The sequence below is a fragment of the Gracilimonas sp. genome (assembly GCF_035704785.1).
Classification (GTDB): Bacteria; Bacteroidota; Rhodothermia; order Balneolales; family Balneolaceae; genus Gracilimonas.
In genome coordinates this window covers 36438-61518 of the sequence record NZ_DASSWP010000062.1, presented here as the reverse complement: position 1 = coordinate 61518, position 25081 = coordinate 36438, and the positions used below count along the sequence as shown (strand labels likewise).

Annotated in this window: 22 protein-coding genes; 12 read left to right on the top strand and 10 right to left on the bottom strand. The window is 42.4% G+C overall.

What is annotated here, in order from left to right; all coding sequences use genetic code 11:
• Positions 1 to 408: nucleotide excision repair endonuclease (locus VFM80_RS03405; protein WP_395069563.1), on the bottom strand; the 408-nt coding region annotated here is incomplete at its 3' end.
• Positions 409 to 673: 265 nt separating this feature from the next.
• Here VFM80_RS03405 and VFM80_RS03400 point away from each other — a divergent pair.
• From VFM80_RS03400 to VFM80_RS03385, 4 genes are all read left to right on the top strand, one after another.
• Positions 674 to 1513, top strand: a complete 840-nt coding sequence (locus VFM80_RS03400) for a hypothetical protein (protein WP_395069561.1) — start codon at positions 674 to 676, stop codon at positions 1511 to 1513.
• A gap of 132 nt (positions 1514 to 1645) precedes the next feature.
• Positions 1646 to 2395 carry a carboxypeptidase-like regulatory domain-containing protein gene (locus VFM80_RS03395; RefSeq protein ID WP_395069559.1) on the top strand — a complete coding sequence of 250 codons (750 nt, stop codon included), beginning with the start codon at positions 1646 to 1648 and terminating at the stop codon, positions 2393 to 2395.
• A gap of 327 nt (positions 2396 to 2722) precedes the next feature.
• Entirely contained in the window at positions 2723 to 3760 is a 1038-nt protein-coding gene (locus tag VFM80_RS03390) for a glycoside hydrolase family 43 protein (protein ID WP_395069565.1), read from the top strand.
• Between the two features lie 316 nt (positions 3761 to 4076).
• The gene (locus VFM80_RS03385; protein ID WP_395069557.1) at positions 4077 to 4472 is read left to right on the top strand and encodes a hypothetical protein; all 396 of its coding nucleotides are present in this window, start codon (positions 4077 to 4079) and stop codon (positions 4470 to 4472) included.
• A 93-nt stretch (positions 4473 to 4565) separates the two neighbouring features.
• Here the strand turns inward: VFM80_RS03385 and VFM80_RS03380 are convergent, their stop codons facing one another.
• The gene (locus tag VFM80_RS03380; protein WP_395069555.1) at positions 4566 to 6224 is read right to left on the bottom strand and encodes a hypothetical protein; all 1659 of its coding nucleotides are present in this window, start codon (positions 6222 to 6224) and stop codon (positions 4566 to 4568) included.
• A gap of 268 nt (positions 6225 to 6492) precedes the next feature.
• Complete coding sequence (locus VFM80_RS03375; RefSeq protein ID WP_395069553.1) at positions 6493 to 8394, bottom strand: thiol-activated cytolysin family protein; 1902 nt, start codon at positions 8392 to 8394, stop codon at positions 6493 to 6495.
• Between the two features lie 229 nt (positions 8395 to 8623).
• On the opposite strand from VFM80_RS03375, the gene VFM80_RS03370 reads away from it, so the two are divergent.
• The 4 genes from VFM80_RS03370 to VFM80_RS03355 all read left to right on the top strand — a co-directional run bounded on the left by VFM80_RS03370 (position 8624) and on the right by VFM80_RS03355 (position 13547).
• Positions 8624 to 9187, top strand: a complete 564-nt coding sequence (locus VFM80_RS03370) for an ECF-type sigma factor (RefSeq protein ID WP_395069551.1) — start codon at positions 8624 to 8626, stop codon at positions 9185 to 9187.
• Positions 9188 to 9290: 103 nt separating this feature from the next.
• Positions 9291 to 11771, top strand: a complete 2481-nt coding sequence (locus VFM80_RS03365) for a protein kinase domain-containing protein (RefSeq protein ID WP_395069549.1) — start codon at positions 9291 to 9293, stop codon at positions 11769 to 11771.
• A gap of 130 nt (positions 11772 to 11901) precedes the next feature.
• The gene (locus tag VFM80_RS03360) at positions 11902 to 12582 is read left to right on the top strand and encodes a methyltransferase (RefSeq protein ID WP_395069547.1); all 681 of its coding nucleotides are present in this window, start codon (positions 11902 to 11904) and stop codon (positions 12580 to 12582) included.
• Positions 12583 to 13055: 473 nt separating this feature from the next.
• Positions 13056 to 13547 carry an HAD domain-containing protein gene (locus VFM80_RS03355; protein WP_395069545.1) on the top strand — a complete coding sequence of 164 codons (492 nt, stop codon included), beginning with the start codon at positions 13056 to 13058 and terminating at the stop codon, positions 13545 to 13547.
• A 25-nt stretch (positions 13548 to 13572) separates the two neighbouring features.
• Here VFM80_RS03355 and VFM80_RS03350 read toward each other — a convergent pair whose 3' ends face one another.
• The gene (locus tag VFM80_RS03350) at positions 13573 to 13974 is read right to left on the bottom strand and encodes a universal stress protein (protein WP_395069543.1); all 402 of its coding nucleotides are present in this window, start codon (positions 13972 to 13974) and stop codon (positions 13573 to 13575) included.
• A 117-nt stretch (positions 13975 to 14091) separates the two neighbouring features.
• Here VFM80_RS03350 and VFM80_RS03345 point away from each other — a divergent pair, with 117 nt between their 5' ends.
• The 4 genes from VFM80_RS03345 (at position 14092) to VFM80_RS03330 (ending at position 20114) form a co-directional block, all read left to right on the top strand.
• Positions 14092 to 15507, top strand: a complete 1416-nt coding sequence (locus tag VFM80_RS03345; protein ID WP_395069541.1) for a CCA tRNA nucleotidyltransferase — start codon at positions 14092 to 14094, stop codon at positions 15505 to 15507.
• Positions 15500 to 16372, top strand: a complete 873-nt coding sequence (gene ispE, locus VFM80_RS03340) for a 4-(cytidine 5'-diphospho)-2-C-methyl-D-erythritol kinase (protein ID WP_395069539.1) — start codon at positions 15500 to 15502, stop codon at positions 16370 to 16372. Before VFM80_RS03345 ends, ispE begins: the two co-directional genes overlap by 8 nt.
• Positions 16373 to 16486: 114 nt before the next feature.
• On the top strand, positions 16487 to 18961 hold the full coding sequence (locus tag VFM80_RS03335) for a glycogen/starch/alpha-glucan phosphorylase (protein WP_395069537.1): 2475 nt from the start codon (positions 16487 to 16489) through the stop codon (positions 18959 to 18961).
• A 133-nt stretch (positions 18962 to 19094) separates the two neighbouring features.
• Positions 19095 to 20114: a mechanosensitive ion channel family protein gene (locus tag VFM80_RS03330; RefSeq protein WP_395069535.1), complete on the top strand. Its 1020-nt coding sequence runs from the start codon at positions 19095 to 19097 to the stop codon at positions 20112 to 20114.
• A 40-nt stretch (positions 20115 to 20154) separates the two neighbouring features.
• On the opposite strand, the gene VFM80_RS03325 is transcribed toward VFM80_RS03330, so the two are convergent.
• From VFM80_RS03325 to VFM80_RS03300, 6 genes are read right to left on the bottom strand one after another with little or no spacing between them, the layout of a single operon-like run.
• The gene (locus tag VFM80_RS03325; protein WP_395069533.1) at positions 20155 to 21498 is read right to left on the bottom strand and encodes a S41 family peptidase; all 1344 of its coding nucleotides are present in this window, start codon (positions 21496 to 21498) and stop codon (positions 20155 to 20157) included.
• A 28-nt stretch (positions 21499 to 21526) separates the two neighbouring features.
• Positions 21527 to 22348, bottom strand: a complete 822-nt coding sequence (locus tag VFM80_RS03320) for a hypothetical protein (RefSeq protein WP_395069531.1) — start codon at positions 22346 to 22348, stop codon at positions 21527 to 21529.
• A 4-nt stretch (positions 22349 to 22352) separates the two neighbouring features.
• Complete coding sequence (locus tag VFM80_RS03315; RefSeq protein ID WP_395069529.1) at positions 22353 to 22766, bottom strand: ExbD/TolR family protein; 414 nt, start codon at positions 22764 to 22766, stop codon at positions 22353 to 22355.
• A gap of 2 nt (positions 22767 to 22768) precedes the next feature.
• Positions 22769 to 23476: a MotA/TolQ/ExbB proton channel family protein gene (locus VFM80_RS03310; RefSeq protein WP_395069527.1), complete on the bottom strand. Its 708-nt coding sequence runs from the start codon at positions 23474 to 23476 to the stop codon at positions 22769 to 22771.
• Positions 23477 to 23489: 13 nt separating this feature from the next.
• Positions 23490 to 24692 (bottom strand): SPOR domain-containing protein, encoded by a 1203-nt coding sequence (locus tag VFM80_RS03305; protein ID WP_395069525.1) that lies wholly within the window; start codon positions 24690 to 24692, stop codon positions 23490 to 23492.
• Positions 24652 to 25080 carry an HU family DNA-binding protein gene (locus VFM80_RS03300; RefSeq protein WP_395069523.1) on the bottom strand — a complete coding sequence of 143 codons (429 nt, stop codon included), beginning with the start codon at positions 25078 to 25080 and terminating at the stop codon, positions 24652 to 24654. The genes VFM80_RS03305 and VFM80_RS03300 overlap by 41 nt, the downstream gene beginning before the upstream one ends.
• Position 25081 lies beyond the last annotated feature (1 nt).

Sequence of the window (25081 nt, the reverse complement as noted above, 5' to 3'; positions counted from 1 at the left end):
GTAATCATCAAGCACCCGCATTGAAAGACGGAATTCGCGGTTATAGCCCCGGCGCGCAGTGGAAATGTAATAATAGGTCTCCGGCTTTTTGTTGGCGTGATTGAAAGGCGGCCGAAGCGAACGAATAAGCAGATTTTCCAGGAGGATGGCATCCGTTTCTGAATTGCAAACCTCATAAGAAATGCGCTCCAGGTGAGCGATCATCCGCTGTATTTTTTTAGATCTGGAATACCGGTACGAGGTGACCCGCTGCTGCAGATCCTTAGCTTTGCCCACATACATCACCTGATCATGACGGTCGTACATGGTGTACACGCCGGGATCATGCGGAGGAAGTTCCTCCCCCAAGGCATTATTTACCCGGTCTTTTTGGGTAAAGGCGGCAGGTTCAAACAGGTCTAAAGTCACGCAGGAATAGATTTGTAATGATTGCTAACAACGAGGCTAAAATAGGGGAAAGGAAGATTCAATATCCAATAGGAAAGGAATTTTATGTTATGCAAAGCTAGGGAGCTTGAAATCCGTATAGCACTGTAAATCAGTTGTTTACTTTGATTTTATAGGGATTTAAAATATAATGCAACGAATTAGTGTGGATTGTCAAATCCGCTCAGTCATATGTTATACAGCTAAAAATTGAATGACTAAAATTTCACTACAGAAAGCTCTAAATATGAGAGATGCACTTGATGGGATTTTATCTGAATCAGCGTCACTTATTAATGCATATAATCATGAACCTGTAGAAAATTCTGTCGCTGATATCGAACTTAATTCCTTCAAACGGCCGGTTTCAATTAAAACAGCACAAGATCAATCCTATATGCTTTTAGAAAGCGCATCTGATTATATGTATTGTCTTATAAAATCTTTAACAGAACCTGTTGAGACTATTGCTCCATGGAGCCTGACTAGAAGCATTCTTGAAGCCTCAGCGTTAAGTATTTGGATAGGAAATCCTTACTTATCAGCAGAAGATCGCGTTAATAGAAGTTTAGCATTAAGACTTGATGGCTTGCAGGAACAAGATAGATTGGCTAAAAATGAACCAACTATAGATGGGCCATCTAAGGAACAGTTTATAAAGTTATTAAGTCTTGCAGAAGAACTTGGTGCTGAAACAAAAGTCAAAAATGGAATACCTACTAAATTAGGGACCCACCTTCCAAGTATAACAGATCTCTGCGGAAGTGAACTAAACGACCCAAAAGTATACAGAATACTATCTTCAATGGCTCATTCACAAGCCTTCGCCTTGCAGCAATTAGGTTTTCAAATAATTGGGCCTTCAGAAGATGATTCGGAAAGATTTGATGCCGAAAAAAACATATCAAATATTTCAATTGCTTACTTATGCCAACATGCAGGCAGAGCTTATATTCGCACGCTATGTGCAAGACTCAAATATTTTGGTTACCTAACTAGTGAAGTTGTAAAAATGATTAGAAATAGAGCAGAGATACTTGAAATTGCAGGTGAAGAATTTCTGTATTGTATCTGGTCCGAAAAGTAAAGGTCTGTATAGTAAGCTCATTAACTGGGGACATGGACGTGCCGTTGGTTTCCGGAGTTGCTTGTTTTAACTTTTTAGCCGTTTATTGATTCATAGAAACTATATCCACCATTAACCGATTAAGAAAACAGGATGGGTAAAACTTATATAAAATATCTCGCCTCCTTTTTTATCCTGTTTCAGGTATTAATGCCTTTTAAAACGCATAGTCAAAGTATAGAAAAGAAAGCATCGATTACTGGTTTTGTACAAGTAATCGAAGACTCTACAAATCTATTTATTTTTGCCCCTAAACTTATTGAACATGATCCTCTTTCTCTTCCGGGTGCGGTAGTAATAGTAATGGATCAGGATTCATCGATTATCGCTGGCACATCAACAAGTCAGGATTCTGCACGCTATATAATTACAGGCCTTAATCCAGGTAATTATATCATTGAGGTAACACATATCGCTTATGAGCCTGAAACAGTAAATATTCAGCTGAGTAAAGGAGAAAAATTAAATAAAGATTTTCAGTTAGGTCATATTTATGATCCTGAGGAATTACCATTCGGAGCAAAGGAGGCTAAAAAAGACATTGAAAAAGGGTTAGTTGAATTCAAAGATAATTCAATTACTATCTGGGAGATTTTCGATAGAGAAGCACTTAAAAGGTTAAAAGCCAGGGAAGCAGAGATCAGAAAAAAGTATGGGTTTAGTACCAAAAAGGTGACAACAAATTATAAAGAACTGAATCCCTCTCAACGATCTAAGCTAGGTCAAGCAATTATCCGGTATAATCAAGAGGTTGAGAAATACCTTGAGAAAATAAATGGTGAGGATTGGAGAGAGAGATATGAAAAGGATTTTGAGAAGGCATGGAATGAAATTATTAGGTAATACCCCCCTAGTCATTTCGGCATAAAGAATCTATACAGATTATACTGACCAAGTAATTAACCTCCTTCCGGAGCTCAGCTCCGAAATGCTATTTGAAGGCTTTGCCTCATTCTTACCTCGTTTCACCATCCTGACCGGTAGCTATCCGTACTTTCAGATCCTTAAGATGAAAACAGACAATAAGAACCAGGCACTGACTGTGTGACTCTATTGCACTATCATTTTTATTTGTTACCGCAAATTTCATCACATTATTATATTTTATTTATCCGAAAATAATTTTATCCAAAAAATACTGCCGCCGTGAAAAAATTTTTTCTATTCAGCATAATATCAGTGCTCTTCATTTCCTGTTCACAAACTGAATCCGAATCCCAAACCGTTCGTGCAGGCAACCCCGTGATTGAAGGCTGGTATGCCGATCCCGAAGGCATCATCTTTGATAACGAATACTGGATCTTTCCCACCTATTCCGATCATTATGGAGAACCGGATACATCTTCAGTATTTACAGAAGAACAACTCGCTGCCCGTTCGCAAGCCATCAACGAGCAATACCTGATTCAAACGTTTTTTGATGCTTTCTCATCCAAAGACCTGGTCAACTGGGAAAAGCACTCGCATGTATTAGATATAAAGGATGTTAAATGGGCGTCCTATTCCATGTGGGCGCCATCGATCATACAGGCCAACGATCAGTATTATCTCTTCTTCTCGGCTAATGACATTCAAAGTAACGAAGAATATGGAGGGATCGGAGTAGCCGTAGCCGACCAGCCGGAAGGTCCGTATAAAGATGCCCTGGGCGAGCCTTTGATCAGCGAATTTCATAACGGTGCCCAGCCTATCGATCAGTTTGTTTTTAAAGATGACGACGGACAGTTTTATATGTTTTATGGCGGCTGGCGCCATTGCAATGTAGTAAAACTCAGCGACGATCTCCTCAGCCTGGAGCCGTTTGAAAACGGGGAGTACTACAAGGAAATAACCCCGGATAGTTACGTGGAAGGATCTTTTGTTTTCAAAAAAGACGAAAAATATTATTTCATGTGGTCGGAGGGCGGCTGGATGGGGCCGGACTACAGTGTGGCTTATGCCATTGGTGACTCACCCACAGGTCCCTTTGAGCGGATCGGAAAAGTGCTGCAACAGGATTCTACCGTTGCCCGTGGGGCCGGACATCACTCCGTCATCATCACCCCAGACAAAGAAGAATACTATGTGGTGTACCATCGCCGCCCGCTGGATACAGATGATCCCCACCACCGGGTTGTCAGTATCGACCGGATGTACTTTGATGAAGATGGTTTCATAAAACCGATCAAGATGACATTCGAAGGCGTGGAGGCAAATACACTGGAATAACCTGATACTTCGTAAGACCTTAATTATTTTTTTCGGCTTAGAATTATAAACTCATTCCCAACCACCCGGCTGGGAATGCAAGCCAGGACCTCCTGCTCCAACCGATGAAAAAGGCACGCGGTTTAACGATTAGACGGAGGTGCGGCTAATATTCCAAGATTGTCCTGATCAAGATCATTTTGATCCTCATAACATAGCTCTAATCCGAAACGTTACCATAAGGCTGAGTATGGGTACTAATACCGCCGCCTTGAAAAAGGCAAACAAATACCCTAAAATCAAAAGGAAGCTACTCTTATTAAATAGAGGAATTGTTATGAAAAAAATACTGATAAGTGCACTCGTCACTTCTTTCCTGATTCTTGGTTGTCAAGATTCCGTGATCACAGTGAATCCTGAGATCGGTGAGACCTTTAAAATTAAGTATGGAGAAAGCCTGGTATTTCAAGACGAACAAATTAGTGTCCGGTTTGATGAGCTGGCAGAAGACTCACGATGCCCGGACGATGTGGCTTGTGTGTGGGCAGGAAATGCAAGAATTATCATTCAATTAAATGACCTGGAAGCTGACCTAAATACCTACTCAGACCCCAAGGAAGCCAATATTTCTCAATATAACGTCAAACTACTGTCATTGAGCCCCTATCCCAAGGCCGAAGAGAATATCAATAAAGAGGACTACACCGCCGAACTGTTGGTAACAATGAATTAGCAGGCTAATTTTTGCCTCAAAACTGATCATAATGAAAAAAGGGAAAACGACAATTACGTTTATAACCGTCGCTTTCCTAATTACTGGCAATAATTAGCTGCAATTTGCCGGAACATCTCTTACTTCGGTTTGCGTATCTACAATATTGTCTAAAAGCATATTTCCGCGTATGGTTACTTCAACATAGTCAGAGCCAATATTTGTAATAACACCGGAGAAATTCGCCATATTTAGTTGAGTTGCGATTTCCAAACCTGTAAGAAAATCTGAGGAATTAGCAAGATTACCTTTCAGTCTGAGTCTTTTTACATAAGGAACCTTAACATCGGAATAAGTTTGGTAAGCATCATACACAAGAGATGCGCTTCCCGGTGGTACCGTTACCGTTCTATTAGAAAAGAATGTGTTTGTTTCTGATACAGATTCCTCGTTAGAAACAGTAGTTGTCGTACTTGCTTCTGTAGATACCTCAAGCCCGGCTGAAACTTCACCGGTTACAGAACCGCCACTCCCAAAAAAACTGGCTTCAGCAGTTGCACTTACAGAAACATCAACATTAGTTGTTATTCTGCCACTTAACCCAACACTCTCGGAAAATGCACTGGTATATGTGGTAGTTATTTCCCGCTCTATACCCACTTGTTGCTCTAAAGAACCGGAGCCACAATTTATTAAAGTACTGTTAAAGCCAAATGACGTTTCTACCGCAGGCAAAATAGGTTGAAGATGTTCTGTATCTAACAGAGTGAATTGCCATTCTGTATCTAAGGTTATAATTCTAAAATACTGAAGAGTCCCTGAAGTGTTGGTGTGCCAGTTAATATCACCACTGTTACCAAATCTTCTTAATGGATTATTATCTGTAACCCCTCTAATTGTATATAATCCATTAGCTTCTTTTTGAATTTTAAACTTGTAATCATCTTCTAAACTACCTGGGCTAACATCAGGATAAGAATATGCACCCGATTGTCTAAACGTTCTTGTGGTATTACCAATTGTTAAATAGCGATAAGTATTAGCAGAATACAAAGCAAAAACATTGTCTTCATTAGGGAATTTATACAACAAAAATTGTTCAGTGGTTGTACCTGGCCAAAATGTTGTTTCTCTCTCCACTAATCTTACTCCGGTATCTAAAGCACTTGTTGGTTTATAGACAACAAAACTGCCATAACTGCCATTTGAGTTTACCGGTTGCAGGTAATGGTGCATATTATCTTTAAAATGTAAATCCTGAGATTGATGATCTAACGCCGTTGCATCTATATCAATTTGATTCTCGTTTTCTTCAAATGAAAGAACACTATAGCTTGCAAAGGTTATAACATTGTTTGCGTCATCAGTAATCTCAATTTCTAATCCAACACCATTTCTAAGTTCCGCCTCAGCACTTTCAGATAGGTCTTCAACTGGAAGTTTAAGTTGTGCAATATTGGTGAACGGATCGACAGCCAATTCCTGGTCGTAGTTACCCTCTGAAGCGGTTGTGGTAATATTCACTTTTGCAGGATTGTAGCCCTTTTTTACTAAAGCCCTGGTATTAATAATTAGTCCTAAATCACCTGCATAAGCGTCTAGCTCATCTGCAGTAATACCATTGAGTACTTCTATTTCCCCGGGTTCCTCGGGACCGATGATCTCGCCACTGTCGGAGCATGAGGCGGCAGTAACCATCAGAACACCAATAACAATAATCAGTATCCGCTTAAGGTCAAAATCCTGATAACAGGATGTAAGTGAGTTTTTCATTGTACTATGATTGAGTTAGAATTAGAGGTCTAACTCTATACGCGCAAAAAACAGATGAACTGGGGAAAGTTTTTTGAGGGGTGAGAAGAATACCGCCAATGCGGTGAATTAAAAAAAGGTGCTTCTGGCAATGTTTCTATCACTAAAAGCACCTTTTATCTTCATTAAAACTACTTTCGTTACTGCGCCGAAACTACGGTTGGCAAACTGGAAGTTACCGCTGTCGCCGAATATTTCATTCACCAGGGCAATCCTGTTTATCCTGTCATTAGTTTATGATATAAGGTTGTGAGAATTGCTTTGCTCCACCATTTCCCTGGAAATCAAAAATCACAAACTCGTCGCCTTCTTTGTTGAAAAAGATATTATGTTCGGTAGATCCGAGCTGAATACGGGTGGCTGCACCGACTACGGTGAATTCCTCATGCTGGTCGGCTGGCCCCCAATTCGCAAAATCTGTAACTGAGCCAAATGTTCCATCCTCGTACGGTACATACTCATCTCCGTTGTTGTTGAAGAGATACATGCTGTAATTTATACCGGAAGGTATATTAATTCGCATTGTGGCGGCGCCCATACCCTCAACGGCAAAGGGATGATCATCGTTATTGCCCCAGTTGTTAATATCAAATGTCCCGCTATATTGACCGAAGGGTGTGTTTTGGGGATCACCAGATACCTCACCCGGAGAAAAAGAATAAGGCGCATATTTGGTGCCTTCTTTGTTCATCAGATAGATACTGCCGTCATCGAACAACAATGCTGAACCCACAGCATCAAAAGGAACAACACCCAAAGGAGCCGCGTTGTCGGCAATATTATATGCTTCTCCTTTTATTTGACGGTCATGGAACCAGGCATACTCTGTGCCGGCACCGTTGAACAGGATGACAATATCATCACGAACATTGGTAGCCGCCCCCACGCCATCATCAAAAAGATCCACCCATCCCACGAAAGTGACAGGCGGCAGGGTTCCTTTCAGCTCACAGTTAACCACATCGAACTCTGTGGCTATGCTGGTACCTACAACCTTATCCGGCCGCTCAACACTTCGAACCACATATGAGAGCGGCAGTCCCGCACGGATGTCTGTGCTTTCAGCGAGCCTGTCGGCAATGTTTTGGATGGTCGGTTCTGCAGGCAGCTGGAAAGTACCGGAGGCATCACCGCCATAAGCTATCACTTTGATCTTCACATTGTTCATCTCCTGGAAACTATCAACATCCACACTGCCACTTGCTTTGTTATTAAAGGATCCGTACGAGATATTCAGTCTGGCTTCCATCTCTTGGCTAGAGGAAGTAGATTCCACCAGCATGTAAAAAATGCGACCATACGTAACTGAAGAGATGAAAGTAGCAGGATTATCCGGCTGCACATAGTTGGCAAGCTGTTCGGGTGTTACACTTTCATCAAAAAGCTGACTGAGGCTGGTGGGCAGGTCAAAGCTCATAGTGTAGTAACTCTGCGTGAGCTTGACCAGGAAGCGGTTATAGGATCGGTCGGTACTGAACGACATATTGGACTGCACCTTGGTGGCAAATGTGTTTACATTCAGCCCCATCTCAAGGGCCAGCTGTTGTTCAGACTGTACTTCCTCAATATCCAGATGAAAGTTGGCGGGTACCACTTCGCCCGCATTCGAGATGATATTGTTCATGGCATTTTGGATAGAGCTTTTGCTAACCTTATCGACAGTGAAGGTGGAAGTAAGGTTACCGTTGTTCAGATCGTAGGAAATAGTTCCGCCTGCCCGCTCCACTACAATAGGCGCAGGTGTGGCATTTGATAGGGACTTTCCCTGTAGCAGGTTGCCGGGATAGACCACATCCGCATTGGTATTAAAAAGCGGAAATTGCCCGTTGCCGTCCAGTACACTCAGGGTTTTTGTGGTACAGATCCAGCGCTGGGTTTCGGTGCTTCCGCCTTCATCTGACGGCCGGTCGTCCGCTTCCGGTTCGCTTACGGACAGGGTGTCGGTGGTTCTGGATTCGGGGAACTCGCCCGGCAAACCGGCTGAGGCGATTACACTTTCAAACGTCAGTTCAGTGTCCGTGTCGGTTGAGGTACCGTTATCGGAGCAAGAAGTAAATATAAAAAGAGCGAAAATCACTAAGCCGCAGACAGCTATAGGTACTTCGGCTATTGGTTTAATTGATTTTTTCATGATAGTGATAGGCTATTGAAGGTTGAATAGGATATTCCTGTCACTGTACGCGCATTAGGTTGGGGAAACTGGCGCAATAAAAATTTTCAGCATGGGTAAGCCTGCCCGTCTGTTTATTAAAAATAGGGTCAAATGTTGTAGATCTAATTTGGTTCAGTTAGATTATTTGATATTAGTGCCGTATCACTTAATAAAGGGTACTATTAAGATCTATGAGGGGGTTATTAGCATGAAAATTGATGAAAACAACATAACAATGCTATTAAATGGGGTAAAAGAAAATGATTCACGGATCATCGATAAAGTTTATCCATTGGTGTATGATCATCTGCGAAATGAGGCTCATCTTCAGCTGAGGCATGAAAGAGGCGGCCATACGTTGCAGACAACAGCTTTAGTCAATGAGGCCTATTTGAAACTGGTAGATCAGGATAAGGCCTCTTACAAGAATCGTTCACATTTTCTCGCGATCGCAGCACTTGCCATGCGCAGAATTCTGATCAGTTATGCACGGAAAAAAAATGCAGAGAAACGGGGAGGGAAAGATCCGGTGGTAACTTTTACCGATGGAATGGCACCGTATAATGCACGTCTTAATGAGTTTCTGGACCTGGATGAGGCCATGAAAAAGTTAGAGGAAATGGATGAACGGCAGGCCCAGATCGTTCAATACCGTTTTTTTGGTGGAATGAATTACAAGGAAATTGCCGAGGTAATGGGGGGAACTGAACATTCTGTTCGTTACGACTGGCGGGTGGCCCGCGCCTGGCTGAAAAGAGAATTGGGAAACTGATAAAAAAGATTCGCCACTTTACAGCGGATCCTGCGCGGGTAGTACTAACTAAGTCTGTGTAGAATATCCTAAACAGACGTCGAAATATTAAAGTAAGAGGTCCATGAAATCAGCAGAATGGAAAAAGATCAATACCCTTTTTAAAGAGATCATTGATCTGGATCCTGAATTGAGGACGGAAAGACTTAATTCAGTTAAAACAGAAGACCCACTCATTTACGAGGAACTCATTACACTACTAAAAGCAGATTCTGATCATACCTCTTTGCTTGATGGATTTGCCATTGAGCAAATTGACCTGTCGGAGCTTTTTCCTTTGGAAGGTGTTCAGGTTGGGTCTTTTCAGATCGACAAGAAGATCGGATCCGGAGGAATGGGGAATGTTTATCTGGCCAGTCGTATAGAAGGCGGGTTTGAACAGACCGTGGCACTAAAGCTTATCAAATATGGTATGGGTTCTGAGTCGGCCATTAACCGGTTTTTGGGGGAGCGCAGTATTCTTGCCCGTCTGCAGCATCCTAATATTGCCAGATTGATCGATGGTGGAATAACCGGTGAGGAACGCCCATGGTTTGCCATGGAGCATGTTAAGGGAGAGAACATACTTGACTACTGCAATAGATTGGATCTCACACTTAACAAGAGATTAAATCTGATCCTAGATGTAATTGATGCGGTTCAGTATGCCCACAAGAATCTGATCGTCCATCGAGACCTCAAGCCCGGAAACATCATGGTTACCGGAGACGAAGAACATCCAAAGGTAAAGTTGCTGGATTTTGGTATTGCCAAAATTTTGGAAGAATCAGAAACCGAGCAGTACGGGATAAAAGCCATGACTCTAGCCTATGCTTCTCCGGAGCAGATCAGCGGGGAATCAACCTCAACGGCAGCCGATATTTACAGCCTTGGAGTGATTATGGCCGAGCTGCTGACCGGCTGCCATCCCAAAAAAGAATTTCGAAAAGAAAGCTGCGATTCACATCCTGTTTCAAAAGAGTTAAGGGCAATTTTCAATAAAGCGATGCAAGAGGATCCGGTGCAGAGGTTTCAAAATGTGTCGGAATTAGGTGATGAGATAAGGAACTGGATAGATCAGCGCCCGGTATATACATATTCAAAAAGACCCGTCTATCGGCTTAATAAATGGATGAAACGTAACCTTGTTGCGTCATTGGTCGGTATTTTTTCATTGATCACAGTAACCATTCTTATCCTGGTGTATACCAATGAATTGAAAAGTGAGACAGAGAGAGCACAAAGTGAAGCACTTCGGGCTACCCGCATCGCTTCTGTGCTCGGAAGTTCATTGAGGTCGATCGATCCTATGCAAAATCAGGGGCAGGAGTTATCGGCTTTGGGCATGGTAGATATGAGTACTACATATATAAATAATGAACTGGTCAGTGATCCTAAAACTAGGTCAGAATTATTGATCATAATGGCTAATATTTATGCGAACCTGATCAAGATGGAAAAAGCGGATTCACTTTCCTCCATTGCGACAGAACTTTATCGGGAAACTCAGGACACAACTTCATTCAAGTATATCGATATGCTGGCAGATCGGTCTATTATTCTGGATAAGTCCGGAAAATATGATGAGGCACTTGCTATGATGCATCGCGCGCTGGATCTCGCCAACCAATATCTTGAGCCGGAGGGACTCGAATTTGCAAGTATTAACCTCGACTATACCTACCACCTTGATGCCAATCAGGAGTATGAGATGGCAGATTCCGTGTTGATGCTCATACAACCGATCTATGAACAAAATCAGGAACAGGCCGGAGAATCCTATGATGATTTTATTTTCTATCTTGGAACTAATTATCGGCGCGTTGGTGATTTTGAAAAAGCTGAGAAATACCTTTTTCAGTCGCTGGAGCTAAGCAGGGCGCGTTTCCCCGATATTCACGAAAAGATAGCCTCCACTCTGAATCATATATCCAGTTTATATCAAAATATGGGTGAATATGAAAAGGCGATTCCTTTTGCCATTGAGGCACACCAAATGCGTCTTGAGATCTTTGGGCCCGGGCATTTGAATACTCTTGCTGCACACTCCAATACAGCCCGGGCTTATTCAGGTGCGGGCAGACTCGAAGAAGCTGCTGAAACCTACCGGGATGTTCTGGCTATATTCAGGGAAGAGTATGGGAATGATAACTTCTATATATCAGGGATTTTGCAGAGTTACGGTAACGTATTCCTGCGAATGGGAGATTATTCACGAGCCGAAACAATTATTCGTGAAAGTCTGGACCACGGAGAGAGACTTCTGCCTACAGATCACATTAGGTTGTCCTATCCATTGAAAGGACTGGCCGAGGCGCTCCGGAAACAAAACCGATCTGAAGAGGCATTACCGTATGCAGAGCGGGCTTATGCATTAAGAAACGTACTTCCAGATGACCATGCTGATCTGAACAGTGCGCGATTCACTCTCGGTATGTGTCTTTGGAATCTAAATCGACAAAAGGAAGCTGAGACCCACCTGAGGGCATCTCTCGCCTACTTTGAATCCAGACCGGACCAGTACTCGGCTCAAATTGATGAACTGAGAGAGTTGGGTCTTGAATAACTACTGATTTAAGTATAAGATTGTGATCTTGGATAGGACTAATAATCCGGATTTTAATATTTTAGCCTTTCATTGACCCATAGTGACAGATAAAGGATAACCGGAGAGCGGTAATTAAAACCTCTAAAATATGAATGTCATAAATTCTCCGAAGGTCAGCACAGGTCAGTTACTCCATTTGGGTAGCCTGGTCGTACTGTTTCCGCTTGTATGGTATGGATGGAAGGTTTTGGAACGTCCGTTTCCGGTTGTTTTTTGGATCACCATTGGTATTCCAATAGCACATCAGGTTTATGTATGGCTTGCCTGGCGACTCGAACTCAGATCCGGGGCTACCGGCCGGGTGATTGGTTTTAAGAGGTATCTGATCCTTTTCTTCCTGCTGTTTGCAGGCCGATTTATTTTGCTGATCACTTTGGCATGGCTGGATCGCGGAAGTCTTGGCTTAAGCATTCTATATCAAACCATACTGACCGCTATCCTTACCCTTCCCGGAATCTATGCTATGTATAGTGTAGTGCGCTATTTTGGTTTAAAGCGGGCTGCCGGTGCCGACCACTTTGACCCACAGTATCGGGAAATGCCGTTAGTGAACAATGGAATATTTCGATTTACAAAAAATGGAATGTACGTATATGCATTTCTTTTGCACTGGGCCATTGCTTTTGCCTTCGACTCTTCGGCTGCTCTTTTAGCAACGGGATTTTCTCACATCTACATTTGGGTCCACTACTATGCAACCGAAAAACCGGACATGGATTTTCTATATGGTTCGGGAAAGGCGGAAAACGCCCAAGGTGGAACCTATTGAATTTTTTTGTATTCAAGAGAGCACTTATGAGTCATTCTGATCCCGATGACATATCGGGACGAAGAATCTCCAAGATCCGGAACCAGGCTAACGGGTTAATCTTTACTTTTGAACATCTTTCGGAAGGACGTATCATGATGACTTTACCCACTGTTAATCTGTTCCCATGGACTCTGTTGGGAATGCTTATCAGAACCTCACGGTCTAATTGATGAAAACAGGCAAGAGGCTTTAATGGCGAGTAGGAGAGGAAGTTGGTTTTCTGAATTAATCACCCGGACAATTTTACTAAATAGTCGTTTAATAATTATCAATATCTTAAAGCCATATTAATTAGGACATAGCTTGAAGTATTTTTTATTGAACACTACCTTCTTTTTAGTTACCGTTAGATGGTAATAAACGTAAAAACTCTTGCACACAGAACTTTGGGTTAGGGAAGCTTTGGGAATAAGAAATAAATTTTTGCTTAAATGAAGACGTATCCGATCATTTTTCTTGATATCGATGGGGTGTTGAATACACTAAATCATCTTAAATTTCAGAAATCTGAGACGGGTGCCGCCACAAATAAGATCTGGTCTCCTATAGCATGTAAGCATATTTCATTGCTCTGTAAGCATTATGATGCACGTATTGTGATCACATCTTCGTGGAGGCATGAATATAGTATGGATGATCTTTATAGGTTTTTTGAGTCAAATGATATCTCTGCAAAATATATTGTCGACAGAACTCCTTCTAATGCACCTCAGACCGGAGGAGAAAATTATTGCAGAGGACATGAAATAAATCATTGGCTAAAGAAAAGATTGCGAAAAATATCTTCCTATGTAATCATAGATGATGAAGAGAGTATGCTCAAAGAACAGGAACCACACTTAGTTAGAGTGGATAAAAAAACGGGTTTTTCAACAAAAGAAGCCGTAACTAAGGCGTCAAAGATTTTAGAAATTAAGATTTGATCAAAATCTTAGGCTCGTTTTTAACCTACTTGATCAGAGTAACCCCGCCGGAGATATTGTCAATAATATAATTACTGATTCCTCCCGCCCCGTCTTCATTTATATCCCACTTAAAATCAGCCCCGCCAATGAAAAGGTGATCAGCTTTAATAGTATTCATTTTTTCCACGATCACTTTTCCCGGTTCGCCGGTTTCAACCAATGTGGTTAAAGAGGCTTCTTTACCGGCGATATCCTCAAAAGTATACTTTGCTAGTTCAATAATGCCTTTGGCTTCGTTAACAGAGTCATCATCAACGGATACGACTAAAATGTAAACTTCAGGTTCAGCGCGCAGATCCCGAAATAATTCAGCGGCATATTTAACGGCCGCACTTGCGTACTTAGTCCCGTTTGTGGCAATGACCCATTTTTTTGTATTTCCCATATCAATATTTTGAATTAACGGACGTGTATATTCTCTAAATTAATTGTAGTGAAAATATCTTAGTTATCCTCTGAAAGCAATCATTAACATTCCTATCTTTGCGTTGCTTTGGAACACATGAAGAACATACCAACTTTACACCAAAAAATATTTACCATCATAAGCGATGCAGGGCAAAAATTGGATTGCCCGGTTTATGTTGTGGGCGGGTACGTCCGTGATTACTATTTAAATCGTCTTAAAGAAGGAGAGATAGATATTGATTTTGTTACAGTAGGACCGGGAATTACCCTGGCTAAGAAAGTGGCGGGGAAGATCGAGGGTTCTTCACTGGCTGTATATAAACAGTTTGGGACCGCACAGGTTAAAGTGGGCGATCTTGAACTGGAATTTGTAGGTGCCCGGAAAGAAAGCTATCGTAAAAATTCTCGCAAACCAATTGTAGAAGATGGCACGCTCAAGGATGATCAGCTGCGCCGGGACCTGACGATCAACGCTTTGTCATGGTCGCTGAACCAAGAAGATTATGGAGCTTTGAATGATCCATTTGGCGGGATGGAAGACCTGGAAAACAAGGTTGTCAAAACGCCGATCGATCCGGATCAAACTTTCGATGATGATCCCCTTCGAATGATGCGTGCCATACGTTTTGCCTCTCAGCTGGATTTCAGGGTCGAAGAAAAGACCTTTCAGGCTATAACAGAAATGGCTCATCGCATCAGCATTATTTCCAAAGAGCGCATTATTGATGAATTGAATAAGATAATCATGAGTGATAATCCGTCACTGGGGTTTAACATGTTGTTTAAAACCGGATTACTGAAAGAATTCTTTCCGGAAATGCATGAGCTACATGGGGTCAGGGAGATCAATGGCGTGCGTCATAAAGACAACTTTTGGCATACACTGAAGGTGCTTGATAATGTGATCGAACTGGGAGCAGGTCTGTGGCTTCGATGGGCAGCAATTATGCACGATATTGCCAAACCGCCCACGCAGCGATTTGAAAAACGAGCCGGGTGGACTTTTCACGGCCACGATGCTCTCGGTGCCAAGTGGACAAAGCGTATCTTTCGCCGACTTGGTCTCCCCCTGGATGAGCGCATGCGTTATGTGAGAAAATTAGTGCGGCTGCACCTCCGCCCCATTGCTTTGGTTTCAGATGAAGTTTCGGATTCCGCGATTCGCAGATTAATTTATGAGGCCGGTGATGACATCGATGATCTGATGAAATTATGCCGTGCAGACATCACCACAAAGAATGACTACAAGCACGAGAAATATCAGAAAAACTTTGATTATGTGGAGCGGCGCATCAAAGAAGTGGAGGAAAAAGATCGCCTAAGGAAATGGAAAAATCCGCTTTCAGGAGAGGAAATTATGGAGGCACTGAATATAAAACCAAGTAAAATGGTAGGCGACGTGAAAGATGCGGTGAAAGAAGCGATCCTGAACGGAGATATTCCGAACGAACATGATGCGGCTTTCAATTATATGATGGAACACAAAGAAGACTTTTTGAACAATGGCTGATCTCTGGATCTCAAATTCATACGCTAAAATTAACCTTGGGCTGAATGTGCTTGAAAGGCTTGATAGCGGTTATCATAACATCGAGTCAGGCTTTTGCTTTATAGAATGGAATGATCGGTTTGAGGTAAAAGCCGGCCGTATGCACCTGGAAATGAGTGACCCGAAAATTCCGGTGGACGAGACCAATCTCGTGGTAAAGGCCATTCGATTGCTTCAGCAAGAAGCCGGGCTAAAAGACGAGTTTAATATTAAGGTGGAGAAGAACATTCCGATCGGTGCCGGCTTAGGAGGAGGAAGCAGCAATGCAGCAACCGCTCTTAGAATGATGAACAAGATCGCCAATTTGGGATTATCTCAGAATGACCTGATCGAGTTAGGTAAAAAAATTGGAGCCGATGTTCCTTTCTTCATTAAAGGGAAGCCGGGCTTCGCAACAGGGCTCGGGCATGAGATCGAGGAGCTTGATATTCAACCAGATGCGTGGATCGTTACCGTGTATCCAAATGTTGAGAGTAGTACTGCGGAAGCTTACCAAATGTGCGAGCCTAATCCCGAGCCGGAGTTTTCCCTGAAGAATGTATTACTGGAAGAGGAACCGGAAGAGTGGCGGTATCTCCTCATAAATGAGTTGGAGAAAGCCGTATTTCCACGCCTCCATTTAGTAGGAAACCTGAAGGATCAGCTCTATGAATTTGGCGCAGGATATGCCAGTATGAGTGGAAGCGGTTCCAGTGTTTTTGGCATTTTTGAGCAGGATTTTGTTGCAATTAACGCGTATGACTCGTTTCATAAGCTCGGATTTCCGGCGAACCTAACCAGACCAAATTTCGAGCCGGACCAGGGAATTTATTTAAAGGAGGGTTGAAAGTTGATAAAGTGATAGTTGATGCTGCCTTTTGGACAATCTGGGCAGCCTCAACCTATCAACTTTCAACTCTCATTTCCGATATAAAGACTATACAGATCAGAGAAAAGAATTATGAGTAAGAAAAAGACAACAAATATGAATCCCCGCTCCGGAATGGACAAGGATTCACTTCGCGAAGACATTAAGCTGCATTTACGTCACACGCTGGCTAAAGATGAATTTTCGACTACCGGCTGGGATAAATATCAGAGTGTGGCACTCACTATCATGGACCGCCTCAATGACCGACTCCTGAAAACCCAGCAGCATTATTATAACACCGATTCCAAGCGGGTGTACTATTTATCAATGGAATACCTGATTGGGCGTTTGTTGGATAACATGCTGGTAAACCTGAATGTGCGTGATCTGGTAGCTGAGGCTCTCGGGGAACTGGACCTTTCCTATGAAGATATCCGCGATCAGGAATGGGATGCCGGACTTGGAAATGGAGGCCTTGGAAGACTGGCCGCCTGTTTCCTGGATTCAATGGCAACCTTAGGAATTCCCGCGATCGGGCATGGAATTCGATATGACTACGGAATTTTCTATCAAAAAATACAAGATGGTTTCCAAATAGAGCGCCCGGATCTTTGGCTGAAGTATGGGAACCCATGGGATACCGTTCGTCCAAAAGTTCAGTATCCGGTAGAGTTTTATGGAAATCAGACTACGGTAAACGGAAGTAACGGAGACGCCCGCTATGCTTGGGAAAATACTCATCGTGTAAAAGCAATTGCTTACGACACACCGATCCCCGGATATGACAACGGGATCGTCAACTACCTGCGATTGTGGAAAGCAGAATCTTCTTCATCTATTGATCTGAAGAGTTTCAATCAGGGGCAATACATTGATGCCGTAAAGGATAATCAGCTCGAGCAGAATATTTCGCGTGTGCTGTATCCGAATGACAAAGTTTTTGTGGGGCAGGAATTGAGATTGAAACAGGAGTATTTCCTTGTTTCGGCTTCCATGCAGGATATTATCCGGCGCTTTAAAAAGCAGTCTGGTGATTTTACCAAGTTCCCCGAAAAGGTATCCATTCAGTGTAATGATACGCATCCGAATTTGGCTATCCCGGAATTGATGCGTTACCTGCTGGATGAGGAACACATGGATTGGGATAAAGCCTGGGACATCACGGTAGATACCATGGCCTACACCAATCATACTTTATTGCCGGAGGCCCTGGAAAAGTGGCCCGTTTCGCTCGTTAGGAATCTGCTGCCACGGCATCTAAATATTATCTATGAGATCAACCGGCGATTCCTGGATGACGTGAAGATAAAATTAGGGGATGATAAAAATCGCCAGAGCCGAATGAGCATTATAAGTGAAGGAGAACACCCGGTGGTTCACATGGCGCATCTCGGAATTGTGGGAGCGCGAAAAGTGAACGGAGTGGCGGCCATGCACTCACGTTTGTTGAAGGATTTCATGTTCAAGGATTTCGATGAGATGTATCCTGATAAATTCACCAATAAGACCAATGGAATTACTCCACGCCGGTGGTTGAAACAATGTAATCCAGAGTTAGCTGACCTGATCTCTGATAAAATTGGAGACGATTGGATCACCGACCTGGATGAACTCAAGAAGATTAACGAATATGCGGAAGACAAAAAATTCCGCAAGAAGTTTGCTGAGATCAAGATCGAGAATAAAAAACGACTGGCGGAATACATCAAGGTAGAAAACGATCTAGATGTGGATCCGAGTTCCATGTTCGATATTCAGATCAAGCGTATACACGAGTATAAACGTCAGCTTATGGCAGCGTTGCATGTCATCACTCTGTACAACCGACTTAAAGAGAATCCCGATCTGGGTATGTCTCCACGCACGGTGATCTTTGCCGGAAAAGCCGCTCCGGGATATACCATGGCTAAACTTCACATCAAGCTGATCAACAGCATAGCGGATGTAGTTAATAAAGACCCGGAAGTTAATAAAAAGCTGCAGTGTGTTTTCCTGCAAAACTACAGCGTAACGCTTGCTGAGAAACTGATTCCTGCTGCCAATCTTTCCGAACAAATTTCGACGGCCGGTATGGAAGCTTCCGGTACCGGAAACATGAAGTTTGCCCTAAACGGAGCGCTTACCATCGGAACACTTGATGGTGCAAATGTGGAGATCAAAGAAGAAGTGGGCGAAGAAAATATTTTCATATTTGGGTTGCAGGAAGAAGAGATCGATCAGCTTCGCCGGGAAGGTTATAATCCTTGGGATTATTATAATGCCAATGAAGAGCTTCAAGAGGCATTAGATCAGATCCGGGATGGTTTCTTTAGTAACGGAGACAAAGAGCTTTTTGAACCCATCATCAACGCGCTGCTGCATGAAGGAGATTACTTTATGGTTTTGGCTGACTTTGAAGCTTATGTGAACAAGCAGGATGAGGTCTCGGAGGCCTTTAAAGATCAGGATGAGTGGAACCGCAAGGCGATCCTTAATACCGCCAACATCGGGAAATTCTCAAGCGATAGAACCATCAACGACTACAATGATGAGATCTGGAAGGCACCGAAGACGAGTTTGAAATAAAACAATACAGAGACTGGTTCCAACCCGCTCTGCGTTGCAACCAAATAAGGGTTTTAAAAGCCATTACGGTTGTTCTTTTTAATCCTCACGTAACCATATTATTTTCTCGCAATTATCCATTACATTTGAGGCTATGAGCCAATTACCCACAACGAATACACCATTAGATTCTCTTTCTGCAGATAGTGCAGACTTCTTTGTTTCCGCAGATTCGGCAATGCAAATTCCTAATCCCTCGGATTATACACTTGGGGAAACATTAAATTACATTTGGGATTTATTACAGGTACAACTTTTTACCCTGCGGGATAACCCCGTTACTTTTTTAAAACTACTCATCTTTCTACTCCTGCTAGCTGGATTTTCATTTTTGGCTTCTCTTTTGAAGCGCACACTTAATAATCGAATTCTTCCTCGATTTGTAAATGACAGTGGTTTGCAATACACCCTGTCCCGAATGTCGCAATATATTTTAGTGGTGATAGGAATATTTATTTCATTCCAATTCCTGGGGATAAATATGACCGGGCTGGCGGTTATTTTTGGTTTTCTTTCTGTTGGTATTGGTTTTGGGCTTCAGAACATAACTTCGAATTTTATCTCAGGTTTGATCGTGCTTTTTGAGCGCCCCATAAGTGTTGGAGATCGCGTTTCTGTGAGTGATATTGAGGGAGATATCCAGGAAATAAACATTCGTTCTACCACAGTGAAGACACTGGATAACATCTCTATTATTGTGCCGAATTCGGAATTTGTTACAAAAAATGTGATTAATTTCTCCCATGGAGATACCACTTATAGGTTGGGTATAGATGTTGGGGTTTCTTACTCTTCAGATCTGGATAAAGTATTAAAAGCTTTAAATGAGGTGGCCGAGGAGAGCGAACATGTATTGGAGAATCCAAAGCATGATGTTCACCTCAGATCGTTTGGCGACTCTTCATGGGATATGAAGTTGTTGGCATGGATACCGGACGTGAAAAAACGATACCAGGTTCAGAATGAATTGAATCAGGCTATCGTTAGAAAATTTGCTGAATTCGATATCGAGATCCCATTTCCGCAAAGAGACCTGCATGTCCGCTCAGGATTGGACCAAAGTAAAAAGGACATCAAGCATGGATCCGAAGACTCGGAAACATCAAAAAAATGATCAGTTAAATAAAGGTCTCTCTAATAAGATATTTCCTTTTTTAAACTTTATTGGATCTTCCAATCTTATAAAAGGAATACTTGGTGTCGTTTTTGCGGGGGGGTGTTTGTGTACCGGTAATAAGCTCGAGCGCTTTAGAAAGCAGCTCATCAGTTGGGTCTCCAAGGGGTTTAGACTGGAATAGGTCTTCTTCTACAACGTGATCGGGGGCGAGGCCGTCTCCGAAGTCAGAGAAACCAACAGCATTTGCATATTTAAGCACCACAGGAACAATTGCATAATTATTTGGGGGATTGCTGTTTAGACCGGTCAACACATAAGAACCGTAAAATTTTCCAAAAGTAGGTGTCCCGACCAAGACAACATCCATATAAGGTCTTAATCCATTTATCAGCAATTCACTGGCTGAAGCTGAGCTCGATGTTCCTAAAAAATATACCCGATCAAGATTTAAATTCGTGGGATCTTCAGAAAAACGAGAGATCAGGTTTGGAGAATCTAGGCCTTCATTATCTATATAATATTGCTCAAGAGTCTCATTATACTCGTATTGCACAAAGACCTCTTCATTAGTAGTGACGGACTGTGGAGCTATAGAATTTGCAAGGTTTTCGGCAGCATCAATTGTTCCTCCGGGGTTATACCTTAGGTCAACGATAAGTTCCGTTACTCCTTGGTTTTCAAAGTCAGCAAGCACATTGTCTACAGCCTGAATAAATTGGTCATTCTCGCCGTTTATAAATCTGGAGTAAAAGATATATCCTATCTTGTGACCACTATCTTCTATGATGTCCGTATATACTACAGGGTCTAAAGACAGCTCGGCTTTATTAACTGTAACACTGCCTCCTTCAGAAATAGAATTCTCTTCTACATTATAGATACCGAAAGTGTACTTAGCCGAAGAATCATCATAATATAGATCCAGGTAGTTATCTGTGGTGAGGTCCTGATCATTAATGCGGATAATAATATCCCCTCTTTCTATACCGGCTGCTGCTGCGGGTGTATTTGGATATACAAACTCTACGATAATAAATACATTCTCGGTACCTGAAAAGAGTCCGAAGGCAGGAGAAAAACCGGCTGTAAACGATGAGCCATTCAATTCATCCAACAAAGTTTCTGCATCATCTGAGATATAGGAGAAAGCATCATTTGGTTCCAGCATACCGGTAAAGAAATCCTCCGGTTGTTGGTTTCCATCGGCTTCTTCAGGCACCAACTCATTCCAAAAATAATAAAAGTCCATATTGGCTAGGACCCAATTGTTGACCTGAGAATATTCTCCATCATCACTGCCTGAAGGGTTACTTTTACAAGCACTTACCACAAAAATAATGGAGAGGGCAAAAACGAAAAAAGATAAGGTTCTTTTAGTCATAACAGGTACCTAAGGAATGTTGATGTTTTTAATCAAAAACGAAACGGAAGGTAATGGTACCCCATTGAACCTGCTGAGGAGCTCCGCCTGGAAGTCGGGAAAAACGCCAGGTTCTCAAAGTGCTCATAACTTCACGTTCCAATTCAGGATTCATTTTTCTAAGGGGAATAACACGCCCCACTGAACCATCCGGCCGAACTTCAAAACGGACGGTAATAACAGCTTCAGCATTGGAGGTATTTTCAGGAAGAGGTTGCACCATCGGGCTGCGGTCGAGATCTCCTTCCCATTTCAATTCATAAGGAGAGGTTTTGTCTTCATCATTGCCGATTCCCTGATCCGAGTTCATGTCTCCTCTTGCACCGTCCACATCACCGCTTTCATCGGCTCCTTCCGTAACAGTTTCATTTTCCTGAGCAACGGGAGGAATTTCAATTTCTTCTTCCTGGGGTTCGGTTTCTTGATGAGTAGGGTCGATTTTATCTGTTTCAGGAGTATTGATTTCCTCTGCATCTATTTCTTCAACCTGGTCAGCGAGATCAACAGGCTTGGTATCTTCCTCAGACAGTGTTTGTGGGGTAATGTCCGGCTCAGGAACTTCATCGACCGGTACTTCAGGTTCTGTTTCAGAAGGATTAGGGCGTTGAGCAACTTCTTCGTTCTTAACTTCAGAATATTCCGCCAGTTGTCCGGTCTTATATTCACCAAATTCCACTTCTATATATGACGGACGAACATTTGAGTTCATGTCAAAAGTGTATAAAAGCGAAATAATGAGCAGTGCGATGTTCACTCCAAAGGTAACCTTTAGTGCAAAACGGTCGTCTGATGTGAATCTATATTTTCCCATATAATTAGGAGCCCTGCTCCGTAGCCATTATAATTTTTAAATTAAGTGCTTTACTGATATTCATAACACGGACGGCATCATCAACCTTAGCATCTTTGTCCGCTCTTAATACAACGGTGCCCTGGGGTTTATTATTTCTAGCGTTTCTAATGGCTGAAGCTAAAGATCCCCGGGCCGTTAATTCTCCATCCACATAAAATTCACCGGTCTTTGTTACGGCAACAGAAATAAATTGAGACTCTGTGGCGGCACTGCTTTCTGCTTTTGGTACTTCAACCCGAATTCCAAAGTTGGTAACAAAGGAAGAGGTCAACAGAAAGAAAATGAGCAACAGCAATACAATATCCGTCAATGACGACTGTGAAAACAGCGACAAGGGCGTAAGCCGTTTATCTCCTTTTCTGAAATCTCGTGACATAATTAGTTACTGTCTTTTTTAGCAGGTGATTGTAATAAATCAAGGAAGTCAGCCGAAGCATTTTCCAGCTCAAAAATGGAGCGATTTATCTTGCCCAATAAAAAGTTATAAAATCCATAGGCGATAAGACCTACGATCAAACCGGCTGCAGTGGTTATTAACGCTTCCCAGATACCACCGGCAAGAACGCTGGGGTTCACATTCCCTTGCAGCGACTGAATATCCATAAAGGCCTCGATCATACCGGTTACCGTTCCGGTAAAGCCTAATAACGGAGCAACACCGGCTATGGTAGCAAGCCAGTTCATTCTTTTCTCAAGAAAAAATATCTCCTTCTTTCCGGCATTATCAATAGCATCTTCAATATCCCGTAGAGGCCGGCCTAGCCTTTTGATCCCGGCCTTAATAATTCTTGATATTGGCTTGTCAAACTCATCACAGTAGCTCATGGCGTTTGCGGCGCCACCTTTACCGGAAGTCAACATGCTTTCAATGGTGCCTAAAAATTTCTCAGGTTCAACATGAGATCGGTTCAGAGCTCTCCATCGTTCAATGATGACATACATTGTTAGCATAAAAAGAATAGAAATGGGGATCATTAAAACCCCGCCTTCAACTAATAAGTCAAAGAAGGAGGTTGTTTCTTCCTGCATAGCCATCAGGGAGTCAACGGCAGTGGTGTCCTGCAAAAATATCAGCAATGGGTACATGTAGATGATGTATTTATTGGATTTCTGTTATAAAGTAATTTTCTGAATAGGGTTGCTCAAGTGTTTCAGCAGCAAGTGCTGCATCTCTCATTGTGTCAAACTGTCCTAAACTTAAACGCCAAAGCGTTCCATATCTCTGTGATGGAATTGATGAAACAAGGACACGATATCCTTCATTTGTCAATTCGGTGCGCTTTGCCTCAATGTTTGTTTCTCTTGTCAGCGAATAAATTACAATGGTATAGCCGTCATTTGCGGAAGGAACAGGAACACCTGTTAACCCATAAGTAGATTGGTTAGCAGGGACCTCTTCACTCTGTGATACCTGAGGTTGCGGTTCTTGTTCCTGAGAACCTGTGGTTGAAGCAGGTTGTTCCGTTTCCGGCTCTGGTTCCGTTTGCTGAGGCTGGGCTTGAGGTGTTTCTTCAGCCGGAGCTTCATTTTGTTGTTCTGCCGGCGCAGGATCTGGTTGAGTGGACGAAGCCATTGATGTTGATGACTCAGGTGTTACACCCGGAATATGTACAATCCCAAAGTAACCCACCCCATAAGTTCCTCCGCCCAAGAGTAAAATAATTAAGACAACCCAAAGCATAACAGGTTGGGATTTGGGTTCCTGCTTAAAGTTATTTTTTTGGAAAGTGGCTTTAGGTTTTTCCTTTTGTTCTTTGGGTTTTTTAGCATTTCCGGAAGAAAGATTTTTGATTACAGGAACTACTTCTTTCTTGTTTTCTTTTGAAGGAGGAGTTTCGGGAATGAATTCGTTTTCATCTTCATCTTTATAATCATCTTCTTCTTCATCGTCGTTATCAAGTAATGCTTTGAAGGGATCCTCATAATCCTCATCGTCCGAAAGATCTTCTTTATCTGAAGAAAGGGATGTGTCATTATCATCATCAAAAGAATATTTTTTTGAAGTTTCCCGAGGTTCTGAATGGTCTTTAGCAGAAGGCTCCTCTTCGGTCTCGCTCAAAAGGTCATCTTCTTCTTGTTCTGTTAGCTTGGGTTCATCCTCATCCCGATTACCAAGCAAACCTGAAAACATGCTTTCTGCGCTATCATCTTTGTAGGTATCGATACCCCATTTATCGGGACCGGGCTTTTCTTCTTCAAGATCCTCATCACCTAAATCAAAAGGAGACTCTTCAGCCGAAGCGTCAGCAAAGTCTTCAATGTCAGTGGATTTTTTTTTCGGACAATTTTGGCTCCTCTTCATCGGGTTCATCAAGTTCAAAAGAAGAGTCAGATTCTTGTGGTTCATCCTCATCATCTCCCAACAAGCCGGCAAAGGGGTCGTCATCGTCTTCTTTAACTTTCTTTTCCTTGCTTGGTTTTGGCTTTTCGGGAGCATCATCAATTTTAATGGCTTCCATACCCACATACTTATAATTGATCTCAGTGGCAAGATCCTCAGAAGGCATAAAGATCATATTATTGCCAATGCCGCTAAATATCCCTAAACCGTCTACCTCGTAAGCTTCTCCTTCACTGATAGCTTCCCGAATTTCGTCAACCAGCTCGGTTAGTTGGGTTTCTATCTTATCCTTTTCAATTCCGGAAGTTTCAACAAGTAGCTCAACAAGTTTTGAATGATCAATGTGCATG

Excerpts from the sequence above, each read along its gene's own strand:
- VFM80_RS03350 (WP_395069543.1), bottom strand. The coding sequence starts at position 13,974 with ATGGGAAATACAAAAAAATGGGTCATTGCCACAAACGGGACTAAGTAC.
- VFM80_RS03365 (WP_395069549.1), top strand. The coding sequence starts at position 9,291 with ATGAAATCAGCAGAATGGAAAAAGATCAATACCCTTTTTAAAGAGATC.
- VFM80_RS03345 (WP_395069541.1), top strand. The coding sequence starts at position 14,092 with ATGAAGAACATACCAACTTTACACCAAAAAATATTTACCATCATAAGC.
- VFM80_RS03335 (WP_395069537.1), top strand. The coding sequence starts at position 16,487 with ATGAGTAAGAAAAAGACAACAAATATGAATCCCCGCTCCGGAATGGAC.
- VFM80_RS03330 (WP_395069535.1), top strand. The coding sequence starts at position 19,095 with ATGAGCCAATTACCCACAACGAATACACCATTAGATTCTCTTTCTGCA.
- VFM80_RS03380 (WP_395069555.1), bottom strand. The coding sequence starts at position 6,224 with ATGAAAAACTCACTTACATCCTGTTATCAGGATTTTGACCTTAAGCGG.
- VFM80_RS03355 (WP_395069545.1), top strand. The coding sequence starts at position 13,056 with ATGAAGACGTATCCGATCATTTTTCTTGATATCGATGGGGTGTTGAAT.
- VFM80_RS03360 (WP_395069547.1), top strand. The coding sequence starts at position 11,902 with ATGAATGTCATAAATTCTCCGAAGGTCAGCACAGGTCAGTTACTCCAT.
- VFM80_RS03310 (WP_395069527.1), bottom strand. The coding sequence starts at position 23,476 with ATGTACCCATTGCTGATATTTTTGCAGGACACCACTGCCGTTGACTCC.
- VFM80_RS03395 (WP_395069559.1), top strand. The coding sequence starts at position 1,646 with ATGGGTAAAACTTATATAAAATATCTCGCCTCCTTTTTTATCCTGTTT.
- VFM80_RS03325 (WP_395069533.1), bottom strand. The coding sequence starts at position 21,498 with ATGACTAAAAGAACCTTATCTTTTTTCGTTTTTGCCCTCTCCATTATT.
- VFM80_RS03320 (WP_395069531.1), bottom strand. The coding sequence starts at position 22,348 with ATGGGAAAATATAGATTCACATCAGACGACCGTTTTGCACTAAAGGTT.
- VFM80_RS03400 (WP_395069561.1), top strand. The coding sequence starts at position 674 with ATGAGAGATGCACTTGATGGGATTTTATCTGAATCAGCGTCACTTATT.
- VFM80_RS03305 (WP_395069525.1), bottom strand. The coding sequence starts at position 24,692 with ATGAAGAGGAGCCAAAATTGTCCGAAAAAAAAATCCACTGACATTGAA.
- VFM80_RS03385 (WP_395069557.1), top strand. The coding sequence starts at position 4,077 with ATGAAAAAAATACTGATAAGTGCACTCGTCACTTCTTTCCTGATTCTT.
- ispE (WP_395069539.1), top strand. The coding sequence starts at position 15,500 with ATGGCTGATCTCTGGATCTCAAATTCATACGCTAAAATTAACCTTGGG.
- VFM80_RS03315 (WP_395069529.1), bottom strand. The coding sequence starts at position 22,766 with ATGTCACGAGATTTCAGAAAAGGAGATAAACGGCTTACGCCCTTGTCG.
- VFM80_RS03300 (WP_395069523.1), bottom strand. The coding sequence starts at position 25,080 with ATGCACATTGATCATTCAAAACTTGTTGAGCTACTTGTTGAAACTTCC.
- VFM80_RS03375 (WP_395069553.1), bottom strand. The coding sequence starts at position 8,394 with ATGAAAAAATCAATTAAACCAATAGCCGAAGTACCTATAGCTGTCTGC.
- VFM80_RS03370 (WP_395069551.1), top strand. The coding sequence starts at position 8,624 with ATGAAAATTGATGAAAACAACATAACAATGCTATTAAATGGGGTAAAA.